Raw genomic sequence first — 21315 nt, 5'->3', positions numbered from 1 at the left:
TAAGAATAACGACAGAGGTGTTGACAGAAATGAAAAAACAAGGCGTGCTGCACGGGGAACTGTCCCGGTTCATTGCCACGTTGGGGCATGGACAGACTCTGGTGATTGCTGACTATGGATTGCCTGTTCCAGCTCAAGTTCCTCTGATCGACTTGGCGGTGTGTCAAGGGGTTCCTGCCTTCTGGGAAGTTCTGAATGCTGTTTTAAGCGAACTAAGTGTGGAGAAAATTACCTTAGCTAAGGAACTTGAGGGTGCGCATCCGGATCTATTTGACAGAATTAGGCAGCTGATTGCGGCGCCTCAGGAACTCATCGGACATGACATTTTTAAAGAACGGTTGGCGTCGGCAGCGGTAATCGTGCGTACCGGGGAGTGGACCTCTTATGCCAATATCATCCTCAAGTCCGGTGTAGTGTTCTAGCTAGGGGGTGAAGACGATGGCTCAGTTGGAAATGAAAGGGATCAGTAAGGCTTTTTCCGGTGTCAAGGTTTTGCAAGGGGTTGATTTTCAAGTCGGCAGTGGAGAGGTTGTGGCTCTGCTGGGCGAAAACGGGGCGGGCAAATCCACCCTAATGAAAATTCTGACTGGGGTTTATCAGGCTGACGAGGGGCAGATCTCGATCGACGGAGAGGCTCGGGTTCTTCGTACCATCCGGGACGCCCAGGATCTGGGCATAGGGATGATCTATCAGGAACTCAACTTATTCAGCAACCTTTCGGTGGCTGAGAATTTCCTCATCGGGCGTGAGGGCAAGTTTAAGACACTAGGTTTTGTGAATTACCCCTTGCTTTATGAGAAAGTTTCGGCGACGATGGAAAGCCTGAATCTGAACCGCAACCCCAAAGAACGCCTGAGCGACCTGAGCGTGGGGGAACAGCAATTGGTAGAGATTGGCAAATCCCTGCAGCAGGAGGTGCGCTTTCTGATCATGGATGAGCCGACCTCCGCCTTGAGCAAGGGGGAGACGGATCGTCTCTTTGAAATTGTCCACGCGCTCAAGGCCAAAGGGGTGGGGATCATCTATATTTCCCATCGTTTGGAGGAATTGTTCAGAGTGGCCGATCGGGTGACCGTGCTGCGGGACGGACGTTTCATCGCCACAGTTCCGACCGAAGAGACGACGGAACGGGAATTGGTTTCCCTCATGGTCGGCCGGGATATTGCAGAGCGTTATCCCCATGAGCAATCGAGTCCCGGCGAGAGTATTCTGCGTGCGGAGAAGCTGAAAACATTGGCAATTCGAGACGTTTCCCTGGAAATCAAAGGCGGAGAAATTGTGGGGCTGGGGGGACTGATGGGATCCGGCCGGACGGAGGTGGCACGTGCGCTGAGCGGGATTGATTCTTTACAGTCCGGGAGAATCGTGATGGAAGGCCGAATCCTCCATCTAAGGTCTCCCGCCTCGGCGATTCGGTCCGGAATCGTCCTCGTGACAGAGGACCGTAAGAATGAAGGGTTGCTTCTGCCCTTCACGATACGGGAAAACTTAGCGCTTCCTACCCTCAGTCAGCGCAGCCGTTTGGGGTTTATCCGCAGGCAGGCGGAAGGGATGAATGCCCAGGAATGGGTAGGGAAGCTCAGGATCAAGACACACTCGGTGGAACAGGCGACAGAGAATTTGAGCGGCGGAAATCAGCAAAAGGTAGTCATTGGCAAATGGCTGGCTTGCAAACCGAAACTGCTCATTCTAGATGAGCCCACTCGGGGTATCGATGTAGGGGCCAAGCAGGAAATTTACCAACTGATGAACCGGTTGAAGCTTGAAGGAAGGGCTGTGCTGATGATCTCGTCGGACCTCCCCGAATTGCTTGGCATGAGTGACAGGGTCTACGTCATGCACGAAGGAACGATTCAGGGAGAACTGCAGGGCCGCGAGATGCAACAAGAGGCATTCATGCGTCTGGCCACAGGGGGTGAGGTATAATGCAACGTATTATCAGCGCCATTAAACGCTATCATTTGGGACCTTTAATCGGGCTGGTCATCCTGATATTTATTCTTTCTTTTGCTACGGCTAAGTTTTTTACCTTCGGCAACCTTCGCAACGTGGCTTTGCAAATTTCCGTTAATGCACTCATTGCGGTAGGCATGACCTTCGTCATTCTCACGGCTGGGATTGATCTGTCGGTCGGTTCCACCTTGGCTTTGAGCGCCGCCATCGCCGCCCAGCTCATGGTCGGGCACATCAACCCCTGGTTGGCTGGAGGCGCGGCTCTTTTCGTGGGGGGGTTAGCCGGTGCGCTCAACGGGGTGTTCGTGGCCTACGCCGGTTTGGCGCCCTTCATCGTGACACTGGGAACGATGACGCTGTTCCGGGGTCTGACCGAAATCTATACGAACGGGATGCCCATCTTTAACCTGCCGCGAGCTTTTGCCGGTTTTGGCACGGGGACTTTTCTGGCGATTCCCATTCCCGTTTGGGTCATGGCCTTGGTCTTCGCCGCCGCCTGGGTTGTGCTGTACCGAACAACGGCGGGGAGGCGCGTCTATGCCATCGGGGGAAATGAACGAGTCGCCTTTCTGGCCGGAGTGCCTGTCAAAAGATATCTTGTAGGTGTTTATGTGGTCAGCGGCATCCTGGCTTCCTTGGCTGGGATCATTCTGGCCTCGCGCCTGGGTTCGGCCGAACCTACCGCCGGGGTGGGTTATGAGCTCGATGCCATTACGGCCGTCGTCCTTGGCGGGACCAGCTTGATGGGCGGTGAGGGCACTTTGATTGGCACCTTGATCGGGGCCTTGATTCTGGGAACTATCGATAATGGCCTCAATCTTCTCAATGTAAATTCTTTCTACCAGGATGCCGTCAAGGGATTGATTATTCTCGCGGCCATCATGCTTGACCGCAAGAAGTCAGCCGGGAGATAAGAGGCCGCCGGCCTCATTCTCAATAATTATAAAAAAGGGGAGAATCGCAAAATGAAAAAGTGGAAGATCATCTTGGGCCTGGGGGCTCTAACCGTCGGACTTGTTTCGGGATGCGGAAGTGCCGCCAACAACAGTTCAGGCGGGCAAACCGCTTCGCAGTCGAAGTCCTCGTACACCATCGGGTTTGCCGTATCCACGATTAACAATCCATTTTTTGTGGCCATGGAAAATGGCGTAAAACAGGAGGCGGCGAAGGAAGGGGTAAAAGTTATCGTCGACAACGGCAACAATGATCCTGCAACCCAGCTGAACCAGGTCCAAGATCTGATTCAGCAAAAAGTCAGTGCCATCATTCTTAACCCGACCGATAGTCAGGGTTTGTCAAGCGCGGTGGCTGCCGCGAACAAAGCGAATGTCCCGGTTGTGACGTTGGATCGCAGTGTGACTTCAGGCAAGGTGGCTTGCTTTATTGCTTCCAACAGTGTCCAGGCAGGGAAAATGGCGGCTGACGAAATCATCAAAGCCCTGAAGGGGCAGGGTAAGGTGGTCGAATTACAGGGGATCATCGGCACGTCGGCAGAACGGGACCGCGAGCAGGGCTTTGACCAAGAGATTGCTACGGCGAAAGGCATTAAGGTCGTGGCCAAGCAGACGGCGAATTTCGACCGGAGCAAAGCCTTGAATGTTATGCAAAACATCTTGCAGGCTAATCCCGACGTCAAAGGCGTCTTTGCTCAAAACGATGAAATGGCTTTGGGAGCTCTGAAGGCCATTCAACAAAGCGGCAAGTCCGGAATTGCCATCGTCGGGATCGACGGTGAGAAAGAGGCGGTTAATGACGTCCAACAAGGGCTTTTCTATGCCGACATTGCTCAACAACCGACCCAAGAAGGGATATTAGGCGTGCAGAATGCGGTTAAGCTGGCTAAAGGAGAAACGGTGCCGGCTACGATCAACTCACCCCTGCAATTGGTCGAAAAAGGAACTTCTTTCAGCGGTTTTTAAGTTTCTTGTCGGAATAGGCCGGCTGCATTCGCTAAGTCCCGGCCTGATTGCAGGAAGGCTCGGGCTGAATGATCCGTTTGACTGGGCAACGGGGTACGAGGAGGCGTAGGATCGTGGGTTCCATTGCCGTCATTGGCAGTCTCAACATGGATATTGTAAATCGGGTGGAGAGAGCGCCCTTGCCCGGGGAAACCATTCAAGCCGTGTCTACCGTTTACGTTCCGGGCGGCAAAGGGGCTAACCAGGCTGTGGCCGCGGCACGGGCCGGGGCTCGGGTCGAGATGATCGGAGCGGTCGGACAAGACGCTTTTGGGGAAGAGCTGCTGACTAACCTGAGCACCTCGGGTGTCGGGACAGAAGGGGTGCTTGTGGAACCCGGGTCGGCCACAGGTATTGCCTTTATTACCGTGGACGCCCTGGGGGAAAACAGCATTATTCTTTCCGCGGGAGCTAACGGTAAATTGACCCCGGGAAAGATCGCTCCGAACGGTAGGTTCGCCCTTCTGCCCGATTGGCTCATCTTACAAAATGAGATACCCTATCCGACGGTGGCCTATGCTTTAACCTATTTTGCGGCGCGGGGAACGTATGTGATTTATAATCCGGCGCCTGCCTGTCAGCTGCCGGAGGAAGACTACCGCAAAATCAGTATGCTGATTCTGAATGAAACAGAAGCCGCCATACTGACCGGGAGCGAGGTCGTGAGCGCGGAGGAAATTAGTAGGGCGGCGTCCATCCTGGTGGATAGAGGGTGCCGGGAAGTCATTATCACACTGGGAGCAAGAGGTCTGTTTTACCGGGGCTGGGAAGACCAGGAACTGTTTTTAGAGCCATTCAAAGTTAAAGTAACTGATACCACGGCGGCAGGGGACACTTTCGTCGGAGCATATGCCGCGGCTCTGGCGGAAAACATGCCTATCCGGGATGCCTTGCGCTTTGCCTCCGCGGCGGCGGCTTTGGCCGTTACCCAAAAGGGCGCGCAGACATCAATTCCGGAACGGGTCGAGATTGATCGGTTTTTGAAAAGATAAACCCAGAGGGAAAAGGGAAGAGCAACGTCCGCGAGAAGCAGGCGTTGCTCCTTTTTTGCTTTTACCGCAAATCCGGTTTTTTTACTGTACATAACTCGGCGCGTCACCGGGAACTGTATCCTCCGGGATTACTTCGGGAGTCATGTCGTCAAAATACTCGTCAAAATCGCGCGACTCGGTCCGCAGATTCTGTGTCTGCCTCTTTTCCGGTAAGAGAGAACGATCGGCGAGGTTGAGAATGGCGAAAGTCGCGCTGAGCCCGTAGAGCATATTGTCAAAAAGCGCGGCGTAAAAGGTTTTTGTCAGTCTGGGCTTGGCCCGGTAGAGACCGAGACGGGTGGCGCCGTCGACCAGGACGGACCAGGTGAGTGAGCCGTAGAACGCACCTTTCACGTAAGCAACGTCACGGCCTGTCCGTTTAAACAGATAGACCAGGGGGACACCGAGAGCCGATCCGGTAAACATATGGGCAATTTGGCCCAGAAGGAAATTTTTACGTCGGTTGGTGCGCCACTTCCCAACAAGCATGGAGCCTGCCAGGTGACCGAGCAGGCTTTCCGTCTTTCTCCGGCGCCAGAGGATCCAGTTGGAAGTATCCATCGTCAGGGTTCCGATTAAGCCGGCCAAAAGCCCCAAAGCGATGCTGTCTTTGATCTTTCCCATTGATTTCATCCGAGCACGCCGGCCGCCCACCTGACCGGTGAGGCGGTAGAGAATATCAAGCCATTTCACGCAGTACCCTCCCTTGATCTATTTCAAGTATTATTGAAGTTAGTATGCGTATTTCCTTAAGTTTGATTAAGGCATTTATTGCCAGAAGAGGCGGGAAGACTTGTAAAACTGGGCGGTTGGAAAAAAATTTTCCGGAGTGGCAGGAAAATACCTGGAAGTGGAGAATAAGTGGGGTAAAGTGGGACAAAGTGGCGGACTCCTCCCTGAGTGGGAGAGAGGCGGCAGCCGCTGCAGCCGGAGAGAGTGCAGTGGCCACGGGCGAGAGACTGCGCCGGCGGCGAGAGAGAGTGCAGCGGCCACGGGGGAGAGACTGCAGCGGCAGTGTGAGAGAGACTGTGGCGGCGGGGTGAAAGACGATGTTCATGGGGGAATACCTTCATACGGTTGACGGCAAGGGTCGTTTGATCATGCCGGCCAAATTCCGCGAGGCTTTGGGGGAGCAGTTTATTGCCACCAAGGGCCTGGATCATTGTCTGTTTGTTTACCCCCAAGAAGAGTGGAAAATCCTCGAAGAAAAACTGCGGGCTTTGCCCTTCACCCAGCCGGATGTGCGGGCCTTCGTCCGTTTCTTCTTTTCCGGCGCCAGCGAATGTGAAGTGGATAAACAGGGAAGGATCTTGCTGCCGGCGAATTTGCGCTCATATGCCCAGATTACCAAGGACGTGGTCCTGGTGGGGGTCTCGACCCGCGTCGAGATCTGGAGTCAGGAACTCTGGGCGGAATACAGCAGCCGGGCGGAAGAGGCCTATGCCCAGGCGGCCGAGTCTTTGGTCGAGCTGGGCATCTGAGAGGGGTTGGGCGCTTGGTCCCGCCGGCTGCGGGGATTCGGCAGGCGCTCAGGTTCGACAGGCGCTAGGGTTCAAGGAGCGCGGGGATCGGGTGAGCGCGGGAATTCGATCAGCGCGAAGTCCTGACAAGCTTGGGGAGCGCGGATGAGTGCAGAGCCCGGAGAGGCGCAGGGAGCGGATGGGCGCAGACGCGTGACGGCCGGGGAGCCGATGAGTATTCGGCGCTGGCTAAAGTGCCGGGATTCGGATATGCGGACGGGCACAGCAGCCGGACAGCGGGGCGTGAGTTTGCGGGCGAAGTTCGAATGGGCGAAGGACGGGTTATCTTGGCATACAAGCATACTTCGGTCTTGCTTAATGAAGCGGTGGATTATTGGTTCACAGACCCGGACGGGGTTTATGTCGACGCAACTTTGGGCGGAGCCGGTCACAGCGCGCTGCTGCTGAGTCGCTTGAGCCCAAGGGGAAAACTCTTCGGTCTCGACCAGGATCCGGCGGCGATACGCCGGGGCGGGGAGTGCTTGGCGCAAGAGACGCGAGTGACCTTATTGAGGACTAATTTTGCCGCCTTGGAGGACAAGCTGCGGGAAGCGGGGGCGTTGCCGGTCAATGGGATTCTCTTTGACCTGGGGGTGTCTTCGCCGCAGCTGGACGAAGGTGAGCGTGGTTTCAGCTACATGCGGGATGCCCAGTTGGATATGCGGATGGATCCAGGGCGGGAGTTGACGGCGCGGGATATTGTAAATAGTTGGTCAGCAGATGAGATTTGTCGCGTTATCCGGCGCTTCGGAGAAGAAAAATGGGCCAAACGGATTGCCGAATTTATCGCACAGGCACGGGAAACGCATCCTTTGACGACGACGGGGGAGCTTGTAGATGTGATCAAAGCCGCAATTCCGGCTTCAGCCCGGCGCGAAGGTCCGCACCCGGCCAAACGCACTTTTCAGGCTTTGCGCATTGCGGTCAACGATGAACTCGGAGTTCTGGAGCGGGCGTTGGATCAGGCCCTGCGCTGCTTGGTACCCGGCGGACACCTGGTTGTGATCACGTTCCATTCACTGGAAGATCGACTGGTCAAAGAAAAAATGCGGTCCTGGCTGGGCAAATGCACCTGCCCGCCGGACTTGCCGGTCTGTGTGTGCGGGGCTGCGGCCTCGGCGCGCCTCCTCAACCGCAAACCGGTGCTGCCGTCGGCGACGGAAATAGAGAACAACCCCCGCTCCCGCAGTGCCAAGCTGAGAGCGGCGGAGAAAATAAGCGAATCCCTGAATGACACGAACAGCTGAGTCTCAGGCGGTAAGACAAGCGAATCCCGGAATAACGCGAACAGCTGAGTCTTAAGCGGAAAAAATAAGCGAATCCCAGCCGAAATAACTAGGATAGCCAGACGACTTGAATGGCTAGATGACGGTTTAAGCGGAAGAGCAAGCGTAGTCCCGAACAGTAACTTAGACAGCTAAATGACGGTCTAAAGAGAAAGGTGGGGGAATACCCATGGTAGTAGCGCAGGAAAAGTTAGAACGGCGGCAGGCGTCTTCGGCAGGTCAACCGGATATCCGGCCCGGCGCGCGGAGTGTCCGGTCCGGATATCGGGGAGCTGTTGAGGCCGGGTACCCGGGAAGTTCCCCTGCCGGACACCCGGGAAGTTCCCGCCCCGGGACGCGGAGAAGGTCCCGCGTCAGGAATCCCAGGAGGCTGCGGCTGCAACGGAGAAGCGTTCTGGCCCTGACTCTGGCGGTGGGGATTTTCGGCGCCATCTGTGCCGACACGATTCAGCTCACGGTTGTGAAAGGAGCTGAAATCCGCAGCCTGGAAAAGGACATTTCCACGGCTAAAGCTCAGAATGATCTGCTGCAGGTTCAGGTGGATAAACTGCGTTCGGTGGGACGGATTGAATCCGCGGCTCTGGCCATGGGTATGGTTCAGCCTTCGGGGACGGTCTACGTGGCCGGAAATCTGCCCGCCGTCAAGCAATCATCGCAAGCCGCGGCACCCAAGGTCGCCGGCCCCAAGGCCGGGAGTGCACAGGAGGCACCCATACAGTCGGCACTGCATCAACTGGCGCAGATTTTCACGGGCTTGTTTGCCTCCACACAGCGCTAAAGGGAAACGGGCGATTTGGGTACGCGGGACTGGGCGGAACAGGGAGGAAGCGCATGAGTCCTTTAGTCCGTATGCGTAAACGAATCGCTTTTCTTTTTTTGTGTGTCAGCGCGTTTCTGGTCGTGTTGATCGTCCGCCTGGCCTTCGTACAGCTGGGCCAAGGGGCGGAATTGACCAAGAAGGCTGATGAGAGCCATTTCCGCGGCGTTCCGGTGGCGCCCAAGAGGGGGAACATCGAGGATTGCAACGGCAACATCCTGGCTATGAGTGTCAGCAGTGAAACAGTCTACGCTATTCCGGCGGAGATCCGGCAGTCCGGACGCACGGCAGAGATCGCCCAGAAGCTGGCTCAAATTTTGAACAAGCCCTTGGCTGATATTACCAGGCTGATCACGAAACGCGCGGCCCTGGTCTATGTACAGAAAAGGGTCGATTCTCAGGCGGCCGCGGCTGTCCGGGCGGCAAACTTTCCGGGCGTGGGGGTTACGGAAGACAGCCGCCGTTATTACCCGAACGGCTCCTTGGCGGCGCATATTATCGGATTTACCGGGATTGACAATCAAGGGTTAGAAGGAATAGAGTTAACCAGGGATAAAGCGCTCAAGGGGACGCCGGGGAGCGTCCAGGTAGAATTCGGAGCGAACGGGGTCGAACTGCCGCAGGCCGATCGCTTGTATTTCCCTCCCAAACAGGGAGATACGGTTCGCCTGACGATCGATAAAAATATTCAGGCTTTTGCGGATCGGGAACTGCAAAAACTGATGGCCGGCCAGGGAGCCAACATGAACGGCCAGGCGCCGAAAAACGCGTCCATTTTGGTCATGGACCCCAACACCGGAGCACTCTTGGCCCTGGCGATGACCCCGACCTTTGATCCAAATCATTATCAGGATTATGATCCGTCAGCCCGGCGTAATATTGCGGTGCAAAACGGCTATGAACCCGGGTCCACCTTCAAGATCATTACCCTGGCCGCGGCTTTGCAAGAGAAGAAGATTACGCCGGAAGGGCATTTTTTCGACCCGGGATACTATTCGGTGCTCGGGAAAAATGTGCGCTGCTGGAAAGCGGGCGGCCACGGAGACGAGACTTGGGTTCAGGTGGCGGAAAACTCCTGCAATCCGGGTTTTGTGGAGATGGGGCAACGCCTGGGAATCAATGAGTTCTACAAATATCTGCAGGCCTTCGGTTTCGGGCAGAAGACAGGCATTGAAATGTCGGGTGAGGCCCCGGGAATTTTGGCCAACAAGAAAAAGGCCACTGCGCTGGATTTGGCGACCATGTCGATCGGTCAGACCAATAATGTCACCGCGATTCAACTTCTGACCGCGGTTTCAGCCGTGGCCAACGGAGGCCTCTTGCTGAAACCTCAACTGGTGAAGGAAATCGACAGTCCGAGCGGACAGGTTCTGGTTCCTTTTCAGAGGCAGGTGGTGCGCCGGGTCATCAGTGAAAGCACCTCGAAGCTGGAGCGGGAGATCCTAGAGGCGGTGGTTACCAACGGCACCGGGAGGCGGGCTTTCCTGCCGGGTTACAGGGTGGCCGGCAAGACCGGGACCGCCCAAAAAGTCGTCAACGGAGCGTATGTACAAGGGGAATATGTCGCTTCGTTTGTCGGTTTTGCCCCGGCCGATCACCCGCGCCTGGCGGTCTTGGCCGTGGTCGACGGCGTGCCCTTTTTCGGCGGGGCGGTGGCGGCCCCCGTGGTTCAGTCGGTAATGCTGGATTCTCTCAAATATCTGGGCATCAAGCCCTCGCCTGATGCCCCCATGACCCCCAGCAAACCGATGCCCGGTCTGGAATTTCCGCCCGTGAAGAAAGCTGCGAGTGTACCTTCGGTCCTCGGTCTGTCTCTGGCCGAGGCGCAGAAAACACTGACTCAGGCAGGCTTTCAAGTGGATGTCAAAGGACAGGGACCCAATGTGGTCGATCAAATTCCCCACGGCGACGCGAGTGTGGAAGCGGGTTCGACCGTTCTGATCGATTTGGGACAAGAGGCGGGGGTTCCCAGCCTGGGGCGCTGGTGGGCGGATGAGGACGAAGATGTGGCGGCCATCCGATCCCTGGGGGCTAGGGTGCCGCTGACGGCGGCCCGGGTGCCGGGCAGTTAAAGACAACTGACATCAACTATCCGTTCACGAAGTACAAGGAAAATGCGGCCAGCCGGCGTCAGCCACCCCATGGCTAAAGCCAGCCGTCTGAAGCCAGGGACTTTTGCGCGAAGCATTCGGTGTTTTTTCGTCGGCAAGATGTCAGCGGGTTACTTCTGAATCCGGCGGGAACTGTCTATACTAAATGAAGAAGTGAAGAAAAGGACCTAATCATATCGTAAATGAAGAAAAGGGCGTGATCGGGATGGCCGCTGCGAAGACTTTGGCTCAGGTTGTGGCCGGGCTGGATGAGACGGTCCCGGCGGGGATTATAAATACTTCAGGGGACCTTAATACGCCGGTGGAGGGGATCACCGTCGACTCCCGCGGCGTCAAGACGGGCGATCTCTTTGTCTGTGTCCCGGGTTTCGCGGCGGACGGGCATGATTTTGCGGCCCAGGCAGTGGCGGCCGGAGCGCCGGCCCTCGTCGTGGAGCGTTTTCTCCCCCTGCCCGTTCCCCAGGTGCGGGTTCGGAATGCCCGCCGGGCTTTGGGGTTTTTGGCCGCTTCCGTTTACGATCACCCGAGTCTCGGCTTGGAAGTGGTGGGAGTAACGGGGACTAACGGCAAAACGACCGTGACCCATCTGGTGGAGCGAATCGCCGCTCGGCACGGCCATAAGGTGGGTTTGATCGGGACTTTGGGGGCGAGAATCGCCGGGCGCCGGATCCCCGGGCAGCGGACGACCCCGGAAGCGACGGAAATTCAGAAACTCCTGGCGGCTATGCGGGCTGAAGGGGTGAGCCTGGCGGTCATGGAAGTGTCTTCGCACGCTCTGGATCTGGGCCGGGTCAACGGCTGCGAGTTTGATGCGGGGATTTTTACCAACTTGACACAGGATCATTTGGACTATCATAAGACGATGGAGGAGTATCTGGAGGCCAAAGCCAAGCTCTTCCGGGGTTTGCAGGGGAAAAAAGAGCCCAAAATCGCAATTATTAATGCAGATGATCCGGCGGCAGACAGGTTAAGACAAGCCTCCGCGGCGGCGGTTGTCACCTATGGTCTGGGGGAAGCGGTGGATTACCGGGCGGCCGAGGTGCGGCCGGGTGTGGACCGGGTGAGTTTCCGGGCCGAATTTCGCGGACGCCGGCAGGAAGTGGTTTATGCCACGCCGGGCTTGTTCAGCGTTTATAATGCCTTGGCGGCCTTTGCCTGGGCGGTGGAGCGGGGTTACGACCCGGAAGAAGCTGCCGAGGCCCTGGCCGGGATATCCGGAGTGCCCGGGCGATTTGAAAGCATCCGCCAGGCCCAGCCTTTTCAGGTCATCGTTGACTATGCCCATACGCCCGACGGTTTAGCCAACGTGTTGAAAACCGCGCGGGAATTCACGCCGGGCCGCTTAATCACGGTGTTTGGCTGCGGCGGGGACAGGGACAGGGGCAAGCGGCCCCTCATGGGCGGTCTGGCCACCCAGTACAGCGATTTCACCTTGGTTACCTCGGATAATCCGCGCACTGAAGATCCGGAGGAGATCATTAAGGAAATCCTGAAGGGGGTACGGGGCAGCTGCGAGAGTGTCGTTGACCGCCGGGAAGCGATCCGCCGGGCCTGTGGCATGGCTGGCCCCGGGGATACGATCCTCATCGCCGGCAAAGGGCATGAAACCTACCAAATCATCGGTTCGGAGACACATCCGTTTGACGACCGGGAGGTTGCCCGGGAAGTACTGGCAGGTTTGGGATACGGGGGGTCTGGTCATGTGGCGAGGTAAAGATGTCGCCCGGCTGGCAGGGGGGACTTTACTGGGTGATGCGGAAGTTCAGGTGCGGGGCTGCCTGTTGGACAGCCGCCGAGCCCAAGGCGGGGAGATATTTTTCGCTTTGCCCGGAGAAAGAAGGGACGGGCACGAGTTTCTGGCTGCTGCCTGGCAGGCCGGGGCCGCGCTGGCGCTGGCAGATCAAGCCCGCTGGGGCCCGGATGTGAAAACCTGGCCCGCTAGGCCGAGCGAGATCCCGCCCGGGAAAGCTTTGGTTCTGGTGGATTCCGTGCCCGTTGCCCTGCGGACTTTGGCCAAGGCTTGGAGGGAGCGGATCGGGGCCAAAGTCGTCGCCGTCACGGGGAGCAACGGCAAAACCACCACCAAGGACATGGTGGCCGCCGTGCTCGGCAGGCGTTATCGGGTCTGCAAGAACCTGGAAAACCATAATAATGAATTAGGGCTTCCTTTCACGGTTCTTAATGCCCCGCCGGATACGGAAATCCTCGTCTTGGAAATGGGGATGCGAGGGCTGGGTCAAATCAGGGCTTTGACAGAAATTGCCCGCCCGGATACCGGGGTGATTACGAATATCGGAACAGCGCACTTGGAACTTCTCGGTTCGCGGGAGAAGATTGCCCGGGCCAAGTGGGAACTCGTCGAAGCCCTGCCCAAGGATGGCTGGGCGGTGCTCAATGCCGAAGACCGGCCGAGTGCGGAGAAAGCCAAAACCGATCCCCATCCGGCCAGGTTTTACGGTTTACGCGGGGACTGGATGAAAGCGGAAGTCAGCGGCACAGATCTGGTCGCGCAAGGGGCTATGGGCACGGGATTTATCGCCGCCTGGGGCGGGGAGCGGGCACAGGTCCGTCTGCCCCTGCCGGGTGAACATCACGTTTTGGATGCCTTGGCGGCCCTTGCGGTGGGGACGATTTACGGGATTTCCCTGGCGGAGGGAGCGCGAGGACTGGAGGGAGTGGAGCTCTCCAGGATGAGGCTGGAAGTCAGGCCCGGAATCGAGGGGAGCACGCTCATCAGCGATGTCTACAACGCGAATCCGGCGTCGATGCAGGCCTCTCTCGGCATCTTGAAGGAACGGGCCGGTACCAGCCCCACAGTCGCGATTCTGGGGGAGATGTATGAACTGGGGGAGGAAAGCAAGTCCGGGCATAACCGGGTCGGCCGGGTGGCGGCCGCTCTGGGGCTCAGCAGCCTGATTACCGTGGGCGCTTTGGCGGAGGATATTGCCGTCGGCGCCCGGGAAGCGGGCCTCGACTCGGACAAGGTCAACATCTGTGCCACCCGGGAAGAGGCGGTGGAGAAAGCCGTGCATATCCTCAAGAAACTGCCGGCCGGGGCTTGGGTTTTAGTCAAGGGATCCCGGGGCATGAGGATGGAAACGGTGAGCGGGGCCCTTCAAGCCGGGGATTTTTCCTGAGACCGGATGGAGGCTGTCCGGGAAGGTCCGGCCGAGCGGTTGAGCGGCCGATTGGTTGAAGGGCCGAGCGGAAGGGCTGGCAGAAAAGGAAGGTTTTAGAACATGTTGGAACGTTTGGCCATGGCGGCCGGATTGACTTTGGTGATCACCTTGTTGCTGGGGCCTTTTTTCATCCCGATTCTCCGCATCCTCAAGTTCGGCCAGCAGATTCGGCTGGAAGGCCCGCGGGGTCATCAAAAGAAAGCGGGAACCCCGACGATGGGCGGAATCATTTTTCTGGTCAGTATTGTGGTGGGGGCGCTTGCCTTGGCGGAGAAACCTACCTCCTTGGAAATGATGACCGTGGTAGGGTCCATGCTGGGTTTCGGCGTGTTGGGCTTTATGGATGATTTTATCAAAGTGGTCATGCGGCGTTCCCTGGGGTTGCGGGCCTATCAGAAACTGGCCGGCCAAATTGTGCTCGCCCTCCTTCTGAGTGTGGTTTCCGTCAAAGTTCTCGGTCGCGGGACAGACGTGATTATACCGTTTACTTCAATTCACTGGCAGCTGGGCCGGTTTTATTACCCTTTGGCGGTCTTCATTATCGTCTGGATCGTCAACGCCGTGAACCTGACGGACGGGCTGGACGGTTTGGCGGCGGGCACGACTCTGCTGGCCGCTTTGGCCTATGTCGTGATAGCCCTGCTGGCGGCGATCCAGGGCATCGGCGTGGCGGTCCTGGCGCATGACTCCGATTTGGCGGTTTTCGCGGCTGCCGTAGTCGGGGGTACTTTGGGTTTTTTGCGTTTCAATGCGTATCCGGCCCGCGTCTTCATGGGAGATACCGGTTCTTTGGCCCTGGGCGGGGCTTTGGCGGCTCTCGCCGTACTGACCAAAAGCGAACTGGTGCTCATTATCGTAGGCGGGATTTTTGTCTTGGAAGCGCTTTCCGTCATTTTGCAGGTGATTTCTTTCCAGACGACCGGCAAACGGATCTTTCGCATGAGCCCTTTGCACCACCACTTTGAACTGGGGGGGTGGAGCGAATGGAAAGTCGACACGGTTTTTTGGACGGTGGCCTTGTTCTGCGCGGTTTTGGGCATTATCGCTTACTTCCCGGGGTTCGGGTCCTGAAAAGGCGCGGGCGCTGGATGAAGGACTCAGTAAATTCCGCGGCGGCATCGATACCGGAGGCAGAGATACTGAGAGGGATGAACGAAGTACTGTGGATTCCGCGGCCAAACGGCCGGCAGGAAAAGACAACTGGGGATGAAGGAAAATGGAGAAAAAGCAGAGAACGGACAGCGACTCGGAACAGGGGAATCCGGGAGGACATGTTATGATCGGGATCGATAGCACAGACTTTGGTACAGACTCCGGCACGAACTTCAAGGGCAAACGGGTCTTGGTGGTGGGGTCAGGACTGAGCGGGCAAGGAGCCGCGGCTCTGCTGGCTTCCCGGGGGGCTAAGGTATTCATTACAGACCGTAAGCCGGCGCGGGAATTGCCGGAAGTCGCCGCTTTGGGTTTGCCTGACGAGCGTATGTTCCTGGGCAAAACGCCGGATCTAACCGAGGTGCGGCCGGAACTCGTCGTGCTTTCGCCGGGGGTCTCTCCCCGGCAGGGGTTCATTCAGGAGGCCTTGGCCCGGCGGATTCCGGTCTGGTCCGAAGTGGAATTAGCCTTGAGAAACTGTCCGGCTGTGAGCGTAGGGGTGACGGGGACCAACGGCAAAACGACCACGACCACCCTGATCGGGGAACTGGCGCAGCAGACAGGCCGCAAGACCGTGGTGGCGGGAAACATCGGGGTGGCGCTGAGCCGTGAGGTGGTGGGGTTAAGCGGAGAGGACATTGTGGTGGCTGAGCTGTCCAGTTTTCAGCTGGAATTTGTCGACCGGGCGCGTTTGCACATTGCCGTCATGCTGAACCTGACTCCCGATCACCTGGACCGGCACGGCAGTGTGGAACAATACCTGGCGGCTAAAGCGAAGATCTTCGCGCACCAGGAAGAGGGGGATTTGGCGGTTCTCAATTGGGATGACCCTATCGTGCGCGGCCTGGCTCCGCAGCTTAAGGCCAGGGTGTTGTTTTTCAGTCCGACGCGTTTTTTGGAGGACGGGGTCAGCCTGCGGGGAGACATGATCGTTTTTGCCGCCAAAGGGGTGGTTGAGCCGATTCTCAAGCGGGGTGAACTGCAACTGCGCGGGAGCCACAATTTGGAGAACGTGATGGCCGCGGCCGCGGCCGCCCGGGAGTTAGGCTTGTCCCGGGAGCAAATCGCCGAGGGGCTGCGGAATTTTAAAGGGGTTGAACACCGCCAGGAGACCGTGGGAACGTTCGAAGGGATCCTCTTCGTCAACGACTCGAAAGGAACGAACACGGATGCGGCTGCCAAAGCGCTCCTGGCTTTCCCGGAACCGCTGGTCCTGCTGGCCGGCGGCAAGAATAAAGGTCTGGATTTCCACGACTTTATGACGTTGGTGCGGGAGAGAGTGAAAAGTCTGGTCCTTCTGGGGCAGGCCGCGGACGAGATGGAGCAAGCGGCACAGGAGGCCGGAGTGGGCCGCGTCCTGAAAGCCGGCTCTTTTCCGGAAGGGGTGGAACTGGCCATCGCCGAAGCCAAGGCCGGGGATGTCGTGCTCCTCTCTCCGGCTTGTACGAGTTGGGATATGTTTAAGAGTTATGAGGAAAGAGGGGAATTGTTTAAGGCGTTAGTGCGTAGGCATTACAGAGGCCGGGGGTCAGAGGCAAGAGGTATTACAGAGGCCGGAGGTCAGAAAGTAGACGTGGCGAAGGAAGCTGAGGGCGTTGAGAAGCGCCGCGTTACAGAAGCCGGAGGTCGGAAGCCAGAGGTCAGAAGCCGGAGGCCGAAGGCCGAAGGATAGACCTGGCGAAGGGAGTGGGAAAACGTAAAGGAGCGCCACCGGTTCGCGTCAGGTATTACTCCGGAGTTTGGTGCTTTAGCCGCGAAGCCGAGAGAGCGGCTCCGGCGCCGCGGTGCAATATATTCCGGGCGGAGTGTTTCCGGACTGCTCATCCGCTCGTAATCCCCGGGGTATAGAAAATAAATCCCCCTACGGAAAAGTAGGAGGAAGTTTGTATCGGCAGCTTAGGCGAAGCCTGGCGCCGGCGGATTCAGCGAAGGCTGAGAGCCTATTGATGAGGGAGGGGGATCTCGAATGCCCAAAGGCCGCCGTCCGGATATGGTGTTGTTGGGAGCGATTCTGGCACTGCTGGCGATTGGGGTCGTGATGGTGTACAGTTCGAGCGCTGTTAAGGGCTACGTTCAATTCGACGATCCCTACCATTTCCTCAAAGCCGAGATCATCTGGGTGGGCTTGGGTCTGGGCGCCATGCTCCTGGGCCTGCGGCTGGATTTACAGTTTGTGCGCCGCTGGGCGAAACCGGCCCTTTACTTGGCCATTGTGCTATTGGTTCTTGTCAAAGTGCCGGGCATCGGGCGCAAAGTCAACGGGGCGGATCGCTGGATCGGGCTTGGACCTTTGTCGATTCAACCTTCCGAGGTGATTAAGCTGGCCATGGTTTTGGTTATGGCCCATCTTCTGGCTCTTAGGCCCCGGCAGATTCAGTCCTTTCGCAAAGGGCTCCTGCCGATTCTGGCCCTCTTGGGCTTGGTGGCCGGGCTGATCATGCTGCAGCCGGATTTAGGGACGACGCTGGCCATTGCCGGGACGACTTTCTTCATGTTGATTGCGGCCGGGGTGCGGACCGGGCAGCTTGTGGCCTTGGCCGGAGGAGGCTTGGGGTTGGTGGTGGCGGCCATTGCGGCGGCTCCTTACCGCATGAGGCGCATTCTCGCTTTTTTGGATCCGTGGGCCGACCCTTCCGGCAAGGGGTATCAGACCATTCAGGCTCTGCTGGCTCTGGGTCCGGGCGGTTTGTTCGGTTTGGGGCTGGGGCAAAGCCGGCAGAAATTTCTCTACCTGCCGGAGAACCATACGGATTTTATCTTTGCCATGGTTGGGGAGGAGTTGGGCTTTGTCGGGGCCACACTCGTGATTCTGCTCTTTTTTCTGGTGGCCTGGCGGGGCTTTCGCACGGCCATGGCGGCTCCCGACCCTTTTGCGGGACTGTTGGCGGTTGGAATCACGGGGCTCGTTTCCATCCAGGCCATGATCAACATGGGCGTTGTCAGCGGGGTCCTGCCGGTGACGGGAATTACTCTGCCTTTTTTGAGTTACGGAGGTACCTCCCTGGTCTTTACCATGTTGGCCGTCGGGGTTTTACTTAATATTTCATCTCAGGTAAGGTAAATGTCCTGCCCGGCGGACAGCCGGCGAAAGGAGAGAACTCGCTTGCGTGTGATCGTAACCGGCGGCGGAACCGGGGGCCATATTTATCCGGCCCTGGCCATTGCCCGGGGATTGAGGGATAAAGTCCAGGATTGTGAGATTCTTTATGTAGGCACCCGTCAGGGCATGGAAGCAAAGCTGGTGCCGGAGGCCGGCTGGAGATTTTCCGGAGTGAGCGGGCAGGGACTGCCGCGGAAGATGAGCTGGGAGAGCCTGAAAACCGTAGCCCGAAGTTTTCAGGCCCTTTGGCAGACCAAGGAGATCCTGCGCCATTTCGGGCCGGATCTGGTTGTGGGAACCGGCGGGTATGTGTCGGGGCCGGTCGTGCTGACGGCTGCGATGTTCGGCATTCCCACCCTGCTGCATGAGCAGAATGCCCTGCCGGGTATCACGAACAGGATCTTGGCCCGGGTGGTGAAAAGGGTGACGGTAACGTTTCCCGAGAGCCTGCCGCGTTTTCGGGCCGACGGAAAGGCGGTCTTAACCGGACTGCCGGTCCGCCCCGATATTGGCAAGGTAAGCCGTGCCGCCGGCGCCAAACACTTCTCCCTGCGTCCGGAGCGCCTGACCCTTCTGGTTACGGGAGGAAGCCGGGGGGCCCGGACGCTGAACCAGGCGATGCTCACGGTGCTGGAGAAGCTGGCTCTGCGGTCCGAAGTCCAGGTGATCTGGGCGACGGGGAGCAATACTTATCAAGAGACTCTGGACGGCTTACGCCGGCGGGGTATTGACTGGGAACGTCCGAACTGGCGAATTTTGGAATATCTGAAAGATATGCCACAGGCGTATGCCGCGGCGGACCTCTGCCTCAGCCGGGCAGGTGCGGCCTCTCTGGCTGAGCTGATGGCAGCCGGAAAACCGAGTGTCCTTATTCCCTACCCGTTTGCGGCGGAAAACCATCAAGAGTACAACGCCCGCGCTCTGGTCGAAGCGGGAGCCGCCCGCTTGATTTTGGACAAGGAATTAACCGGACAGAGGCTGTGGCAGGAGGTCGAGGGTTTGCTGGCAGACCGGGCTCTCCTGGGGCGTATGGGTGCGGCGGCACGCGGGCTGGCCCAGCCGGAGGCTCTGAGTAAGATCGTAGATCTCTGCCTGGAAACGGCCTGGAAGTGAGGCAGGCGTCTGCGTCTTCTCTCGGTTTCCGCTTGGTCTTCTCTTGGTCTTTCCTCAGTCTCTTTCCGGTCTCCTCTTTCACACCTTTTGACCCGGCCGCATAACATAAGGCAGTCAAAAAGGTCTGGGAAAGGAGCCGGTGCGTGTGTGGCCGAAGCGGAAACTTAAATTACTGGCAGTACAGGATGCGGTGGGTTTGCGAGAATTTCAGGCATTGTTGAAGGCTGTGGGTTTACCTTATGAGGTGGAGGAACCGGGAACTCGAATACATAACGGAAAAGATAGTTTTTGGTATGCCGATCGGCGCGGAGAACTACCTGATCGGGAAGTGCGGGACGGACAAGTACCTAACCGGGAAGTGCCCGGCGGGGAAGGGCCGTGTGCTGAAATGCCGCCGGGGGTGTGCACGGATTTGATCGTCTGGCCGGGAGTGAGTGGGGAGGCAGCAGAGCGGGTACGGATTCCCGGCATGCGGTCTCTGTCTCCGGAGGAGTTTTTGGCGGAGATTTGGCAGGACGAAGTTCTTCTGCCGGTGTTCCCGCCTTTGGTCGGGATCGGGGGCAAGCCCTTGCTGTGGGTAATTTTGCGGGAAGCCGGCTTCGCCCCTTCCCTGCTCTGGCTGGACAGCGATGGAGTCTGGTACGGGGAAAAGGCTCCCGGTCTCGGTTGGATTGTGCCCGGGGTCTGGCTGCGGGAGATGGCGGGGGAGAGGCGTTTAGGCAGAGAAGGGCCCAAGGAACCCGTGTCATGGGTGGTGCGCCCGGATAGGGTGGATTTCTACGCCGCTTCCGGAGTGCCCGGGAAAGGGAGGTATCTTGGCGCTTTGCCGCGTTGGCCGGAGCCGGGGGAAGAAACGGAGGCGTGCGGGAGTATCGCTCAGGCCTTGGGACTCGGGGTTGCTTGGGCGGATGTTCGGCAGGCTTTGCAATCGCTGTGGCCGGGTGAGCAACTGCTCGCGTTCAAGGAGTTGAGACCTTCGGCCGCTTGGAGAACTGAAACTGAGGGGAGTCAACCGGATGGTGTTAGACGGGTTCAAAGGCAGAGTGGAGCACAATTACCCACTGAAGAATTTAACGACTTGGAAGATCGGCGGGCCGGCTGAATATGTCTGCTGGCCGGAGAGTGCGGAGGAATTGGTTGCGGCTGTCCGGGAGGCCCTTAGTCAAGGACAGGATTTCCGGATCATCGGCCGGGGTTCAAATCTGCTGGCGCCTGATCGGGGTTTGGCGGGAATCACGGTCGTAACCACCGAACTAAGGCGGATCCTGTGGGGGGAACATTCGGTTTGGGTGGAAGCGGGGTATTCTCTGGCGAAGCTGGCCCGGGAAGCCGGTGAACGCGGCTGGTCGGGACTGGAGTTTGCCGGGGGAATTCCCGGGACAGTCGGAGGAGCCGTGGTCATGAATGCCGGGGCCTATGGTGAAGACATGGCAGGCGGAATCAAGAACGTCAAGGTTTGGTGTGACGGTGAAGTCCGACTTCTCAACAGGGAAAGGCTGAAGTTCGGGTACCGTACCAGCTCCTTTCAGGACGAAAGCGTGTGCGGAGTCGAGGCGGCGCTCTCTGTCGATCCCCCGACAGCGCCGGAGCCTGCGGCCGGACCTCCGGGAAAGGGAGGAAAGCTGAGCCTCCGGCCCCTGGTCTTGGCTGCCGAACTTTCTTTTGGGCCGGGTGAGCGGGAGCGGATTCTGGCGCGCATGAGCGAAGGCCTGCGCAAGCGGGCGGCCGCTCAGCCTCTGGCTGAAGCCAACGCGGGCAGTGTCTTCCGCAATCCGCCCGGGGATTACGCCGCCCGGCTAATTGAGCAGAGCGGCTGGAAAGGAAAAAGATGCGGCGGAGCCAAGGTGTCCGAAAAACATAGCAATTTTATCGTCAATACCGGGGAAGCGACGGCGACCGACGTCCTGTGTCTGATCGAAGATATTCGCGCAGATGTATGGCAAAAGTTCGGCATCCGGCTGGAGACGGAGGTTCGTTATCTGGGAGCGGAAGGCGGCAGAAGATAATGTATCAAAGGTGAACGCTGCCGCAGGCTGACATATTTTCTTTAAGGTTTAGTGTCTTAATCTGGCGTTTCAGGTGTTAACGGTCCGGA

At 58.0% G+C, this 21315-nt stretch carries 19 protein-coding genes; 18 read left to right on the top strand and 1 reads right to left on the bottom strand.

Going from position 1 to position 21315, the window contains the following annotated elements:
- The first annotated feature begins 29 nt into the window (after positions 1–29).
- The 5 genes from rbsD (at position 30) to rbsK (ending at position 4903) form a co-directional block, all read left to right on the top strand.
- Entirely contained in the window at positions 30–422 is a 393-nt protein-coding gene (gene rbsD / locus MNU25_RS17285; protein WP_240986203.1) for a D-ribose pyranase, read from the top strand.
- A gap of 16 nt (positions 423–438) precedes the next feature.
- Complete coding sequence (locus MNU25_RS17280; protein WP_240986202.1) at positions 439–1926, top strand: sugar ABC transporter ATP-binding protein; 1488 nt, start codon at positions 439–441, stop codon at positions 1924–1926.
- On the top strand, positions 1926–2867 hold the full coding sequence (locus MNU25_RS17275; protein ID WP_240986201.1) for an ABC transporter permease: 942 nt from the start codon (positions 1926–1928) through the stop codon (positions 2865–2867). The genes MNU25_RS17280 and MNU25_RS17275 overlap by 1 nt, the downstream gene beginning before the upstream one ends.
- Before the next feature lie 51 nt (positions 2868–2918).
- Complete coding sequence (locus tag MNU25_RS17270) at positions 2919–3872, top strand: substrate-binding domain-containing protein (protein WP_240986200.1); 954 nt, start codon at positions 2919–2921, stop codon at positions 3870–3872.
- Between the two features lie 113 nt (positions 3873–3985).
- On the top strand, positions 3986–4903 hold the full coding sequence (gene rbsK / locus MNU25_RS17265; protein ID WP_240986199.1) for a ribokinase: 918 nt from the start codon (positions 3986–3988) through the stop codon (positions 4901–4903).
- 81 nt (positions 4904–4984) lie between these two features.
- On the opposite strand, the gene MNU25_RS17260 is transcribed toward rbsK, so the two are convergent.
- A complete protein-coding gene (locus MNU25_RS17260; RefSeq protein ID WP_240986198.1) occupies positions 4985–5635 on the bottom strand; it encodes a hypothetical protein in 651 nt (216 codons plus the stop codon).
- Between the two features lie 116 nt (positions 5636–5751).
- On the opposite strand from MNU25_RS17260, the gene MNU25_RS17255 reads away from it, so the two are divergent.
- The 13 genes from MNU25_RS17255 to murB all read left to right on the top strand — a co-directional run bounded on the left by MNU25_RS17255 (position 5752) and on the right by murB (position 21226).
- A complete protein-coding gene (locus MNU25_RS17255) occupies positions 5752–5985 on the top strand; it encodes a hypothetical protein (protein ID WP_240986197.1) in 234 nt (77 codons plus the stop codon).
- Positions 5986–5991: 6 nt separating this feature from the next.
- Positions 5992–6423, top strand: coding sequence for a division/cell wall cluster transcriptional repressor MraZ (gene mraZ / locus MNU25_RS17250; RefSeq protein ID WP_240986196.1), 432 nt, complete (start codon positions 5992–5994; stop codon positions 6421–6423).
- A 326-nt stretch (positions 6424–6749) separates the two neighbouring features.
- Positions 6750–7709 (top strand): 16S rRNA (cytosine(1402)-N(4))-methyltransferase RsmH, encoded by a 960-nt coding sequence (gene rsmH / locus MNU25_RS17245; protein WP_240986900.1) that lies wholly within the window; start codon positions 6750–6752, stop codon positions 7707–7709.
- Positions 7710–7917: 208 nt separating this feature from the next.
- A complete protein-coding gene (locus tag MNU25_RS17240) occupies positions 7918–8526 on the top strand; it encodes a septum formation initiator (RefSeq protein ID WP_240986195.1) in 609 nt (202 codons plus the stop codon).
- A 53-nt stretch (positions 8527–8579) separates the two neighbouring features.
- On the top strand, positions 8580–10637 hold the full coding sequence (locus MNU25_RS17235) for a penicillin-binding transpeptidase domain-containing protein (protein WP_240986194.1): 2058 nt from the start codon (positions 8580–8582) through the stop codon (positions 10635–10637).
- A 244-nt stretch (positions 10638–10881) separates the two neighbouring features.
- Complete coding sequence (locus MNU25_RS17230; protein WP_240986193.1) at positions 10882–12390, top strand: UDP-N-acetylmuramoyl-L-alanyl-D-glutamate--2,6-diaminopimelate ligase; 1509 nt, start codon at positions 10882–10884, stop codon at positions 12388–12390.
- The gene (locus MNU25_RS17225) at positions 12377–13813 is read left to right on the top strand and encodes a UDP-N-acetylmuramoyl-tripeptide--D-alanyl-D-alanine ligase (protein ID WP_240986192.1); all 1437 of its coding nucleotides are present in this window, start codon (positions 12377–12379) and stop codon (positions 13811–13813) included. Before MNU25_RS17230 ends, MNU25_RS17225 begins: the two co-directional genes overlap by 14 nt.
- A 102-nt stretch (positions 13814–13915) precedes the next feature.
- Entirely contained in the window at positions 13916–14926 is a 1011-nt protein-coding gene (gene mraY / locus MNU25_RS17220; protein ID WP_240986191.1) for a phospho-N-acetylmuramoyl-pentapeptide-transferase, read from the top strand.
- Positions 14927–15131: 205 nt separating this feature from the next.
- Complete coding sequence (gene murD / locus MNU25_RS17215; protein WP_240986190.1) at positions 15132–16679, top strand: UDP-N-acetylmuramoyl-L-alanine--D-glutamate ligase; 1548 nt, start codon at positions 15132–15134, stop codon at positions 16677–16679.
- Between the two features lie 294 nt (positions 16680–16973).
- Positions 16974–18068, top strand: coding sequence for a stage V sporulation protein E (gene spoVE, locus MNU25_RS17210; protein ID WP_240986189.1), 1095 nt, complete (start codon positions 16974–16976; stop codon positions 18066–18068).
- 42 nt (positions 18069–18110) lie between these two features.
- Entirely contained in the window at positions 18111–19220 is a 1110-nt protein-coding gene (murG, locus tag MNU25_RS17205) for an undecaprenyldiphospho-muramoylpentapeptide beta-N-acetylglucosaminyltransferase (RefSeq protein ID WP_240986188.1), read from the top strand.
- Positions 19221–19365: 145 nt separating this feature from the next.
- Complete coding sequence (locus tag MNU25_RS17200) at positions 19366–20322, top strand: hypothetical protein (RefSeq protein ID WP_240986187.1); 957 nt, start codon at positions 19366–19368, stop codon at positions 20320–20322.
- Entirely contained in the window at positions 20237–21226 is a 990-nt protein-coding gene (gene murB, locus MNU25_RS17195; protein WP_240986186.1) for a UDP-N-acetylmuramate dehydrogenase, read from the top strand. Before MNU25_RS17200 ends, murB begins: the two co-directional genes overlap by 86 nt.
- Positions 21227–21315 lie beyond the last annotated feature (89 nt).

It is taken from the genome of Acididesulfobacillus acetoxydans (genome assembly GCF_902729405.1).
GTDB classification, from domain to species: domain Bacteria; phylum Bacillota; class Desulfitobacteriia; order Desulfitobacteriales; family Desulfitobacteriaceae; genus Acididesulfobacillus; species Acididesulfobacillus acetoxydans.
Note: the sequence above shows the minus strand (reverse complement) of the source record. Positions and strands in the feature narration are given on the sequence as shown.

Bases quoted from the DNA above. Each gene is read 5' to 3' on its own strand.
- MNU25_RS17240 (WP_240986195.1), top strand. From the start codon at position 7,918: ATGGTAGTAGCGCAGGAAAAGTTAGAACGGCGGCAGGCGTCTTCGGCA.
- mraZ (WP_240986196.1), top strand. From the start codon at position 5,992: ATGTTCATGGGGGAATACCTTCATACGGTTGACGGCAAGGGTCGTTTG.
- rbsD (WP_240986203.1), top strand. From the start codon at position 30: ATGAAAAAACAAGGCGTGCTGCACGGGGAACTGTCCCGGTTCATTGCC.
- mraY (WP_240986191.1), top strand. From the start codon at position 13,916: ATGTTGGAACGTTTGGCCATGGCGGCCGGATTGACTTTGGTGATCACC.
- MNU25_RS17225 (WP_240986192.1), top strand. From the start codon at position 12,377: ATGTGGCGAGGTAAAGATGTCGCCCGGCTGGCAGGGGGGACTTTACTG.
- MNU25_RS17230 (WP_240986193.1), top strand. From the start codon at position 10,882: ATGGCCGCTGCGAAGACTTTGGCTCAGGTTGTGGCCGGGCTGGATGAG.
- MNU25_RS17275 (WP_240986201.1), top strand. From the start codon at position 1,926: ATGCAACGTATTATCAGCGCCATTAAACGCTATCATTTGGGACCTTTA.
- murB (WP_240986186.1), top strand. From the start codon at position 20,237: ATGGTGTTAGACGGGTTCAAAGGCAGAGTGGAGCACAATTACCCACTG.
- MNU25_RS17235 (WP_240986194.1), top strand. From the start codon at position 8,580: ATGAGTCCTTTAGTCCGTATGCGTAAACGAATCGCTTTTCTTTTTTTG.
- spoVE (WP_240986189.1), top strand. From the start codon at position 16,974: ATGCCCAAAGGCCGCCGTCCGGATATGGTGTTGTTGGGAGCGATTCTG.
- murD (WP_240986190.1), top strand. From the start codon at position 15,132: ATGATCGGGATCGATAGCACAGACTTTGGTACAGACTCCGGCACGAAC.
- MNU25_RS17270 (WP_240986200.1), top strand. From the start codon at position 2,919: ATGAAAAAGTGGAAGATCATCTTGGGCCTGGGGGCTCTAACCGTCGGA.
- MNU25_RS17280 (WP_240986202.1), top strand. From the start codon at position 439: ATGGCTCAGTTGGAAATGAAAGGGATCAGTAAGGCTTTTTCCGGTGTC.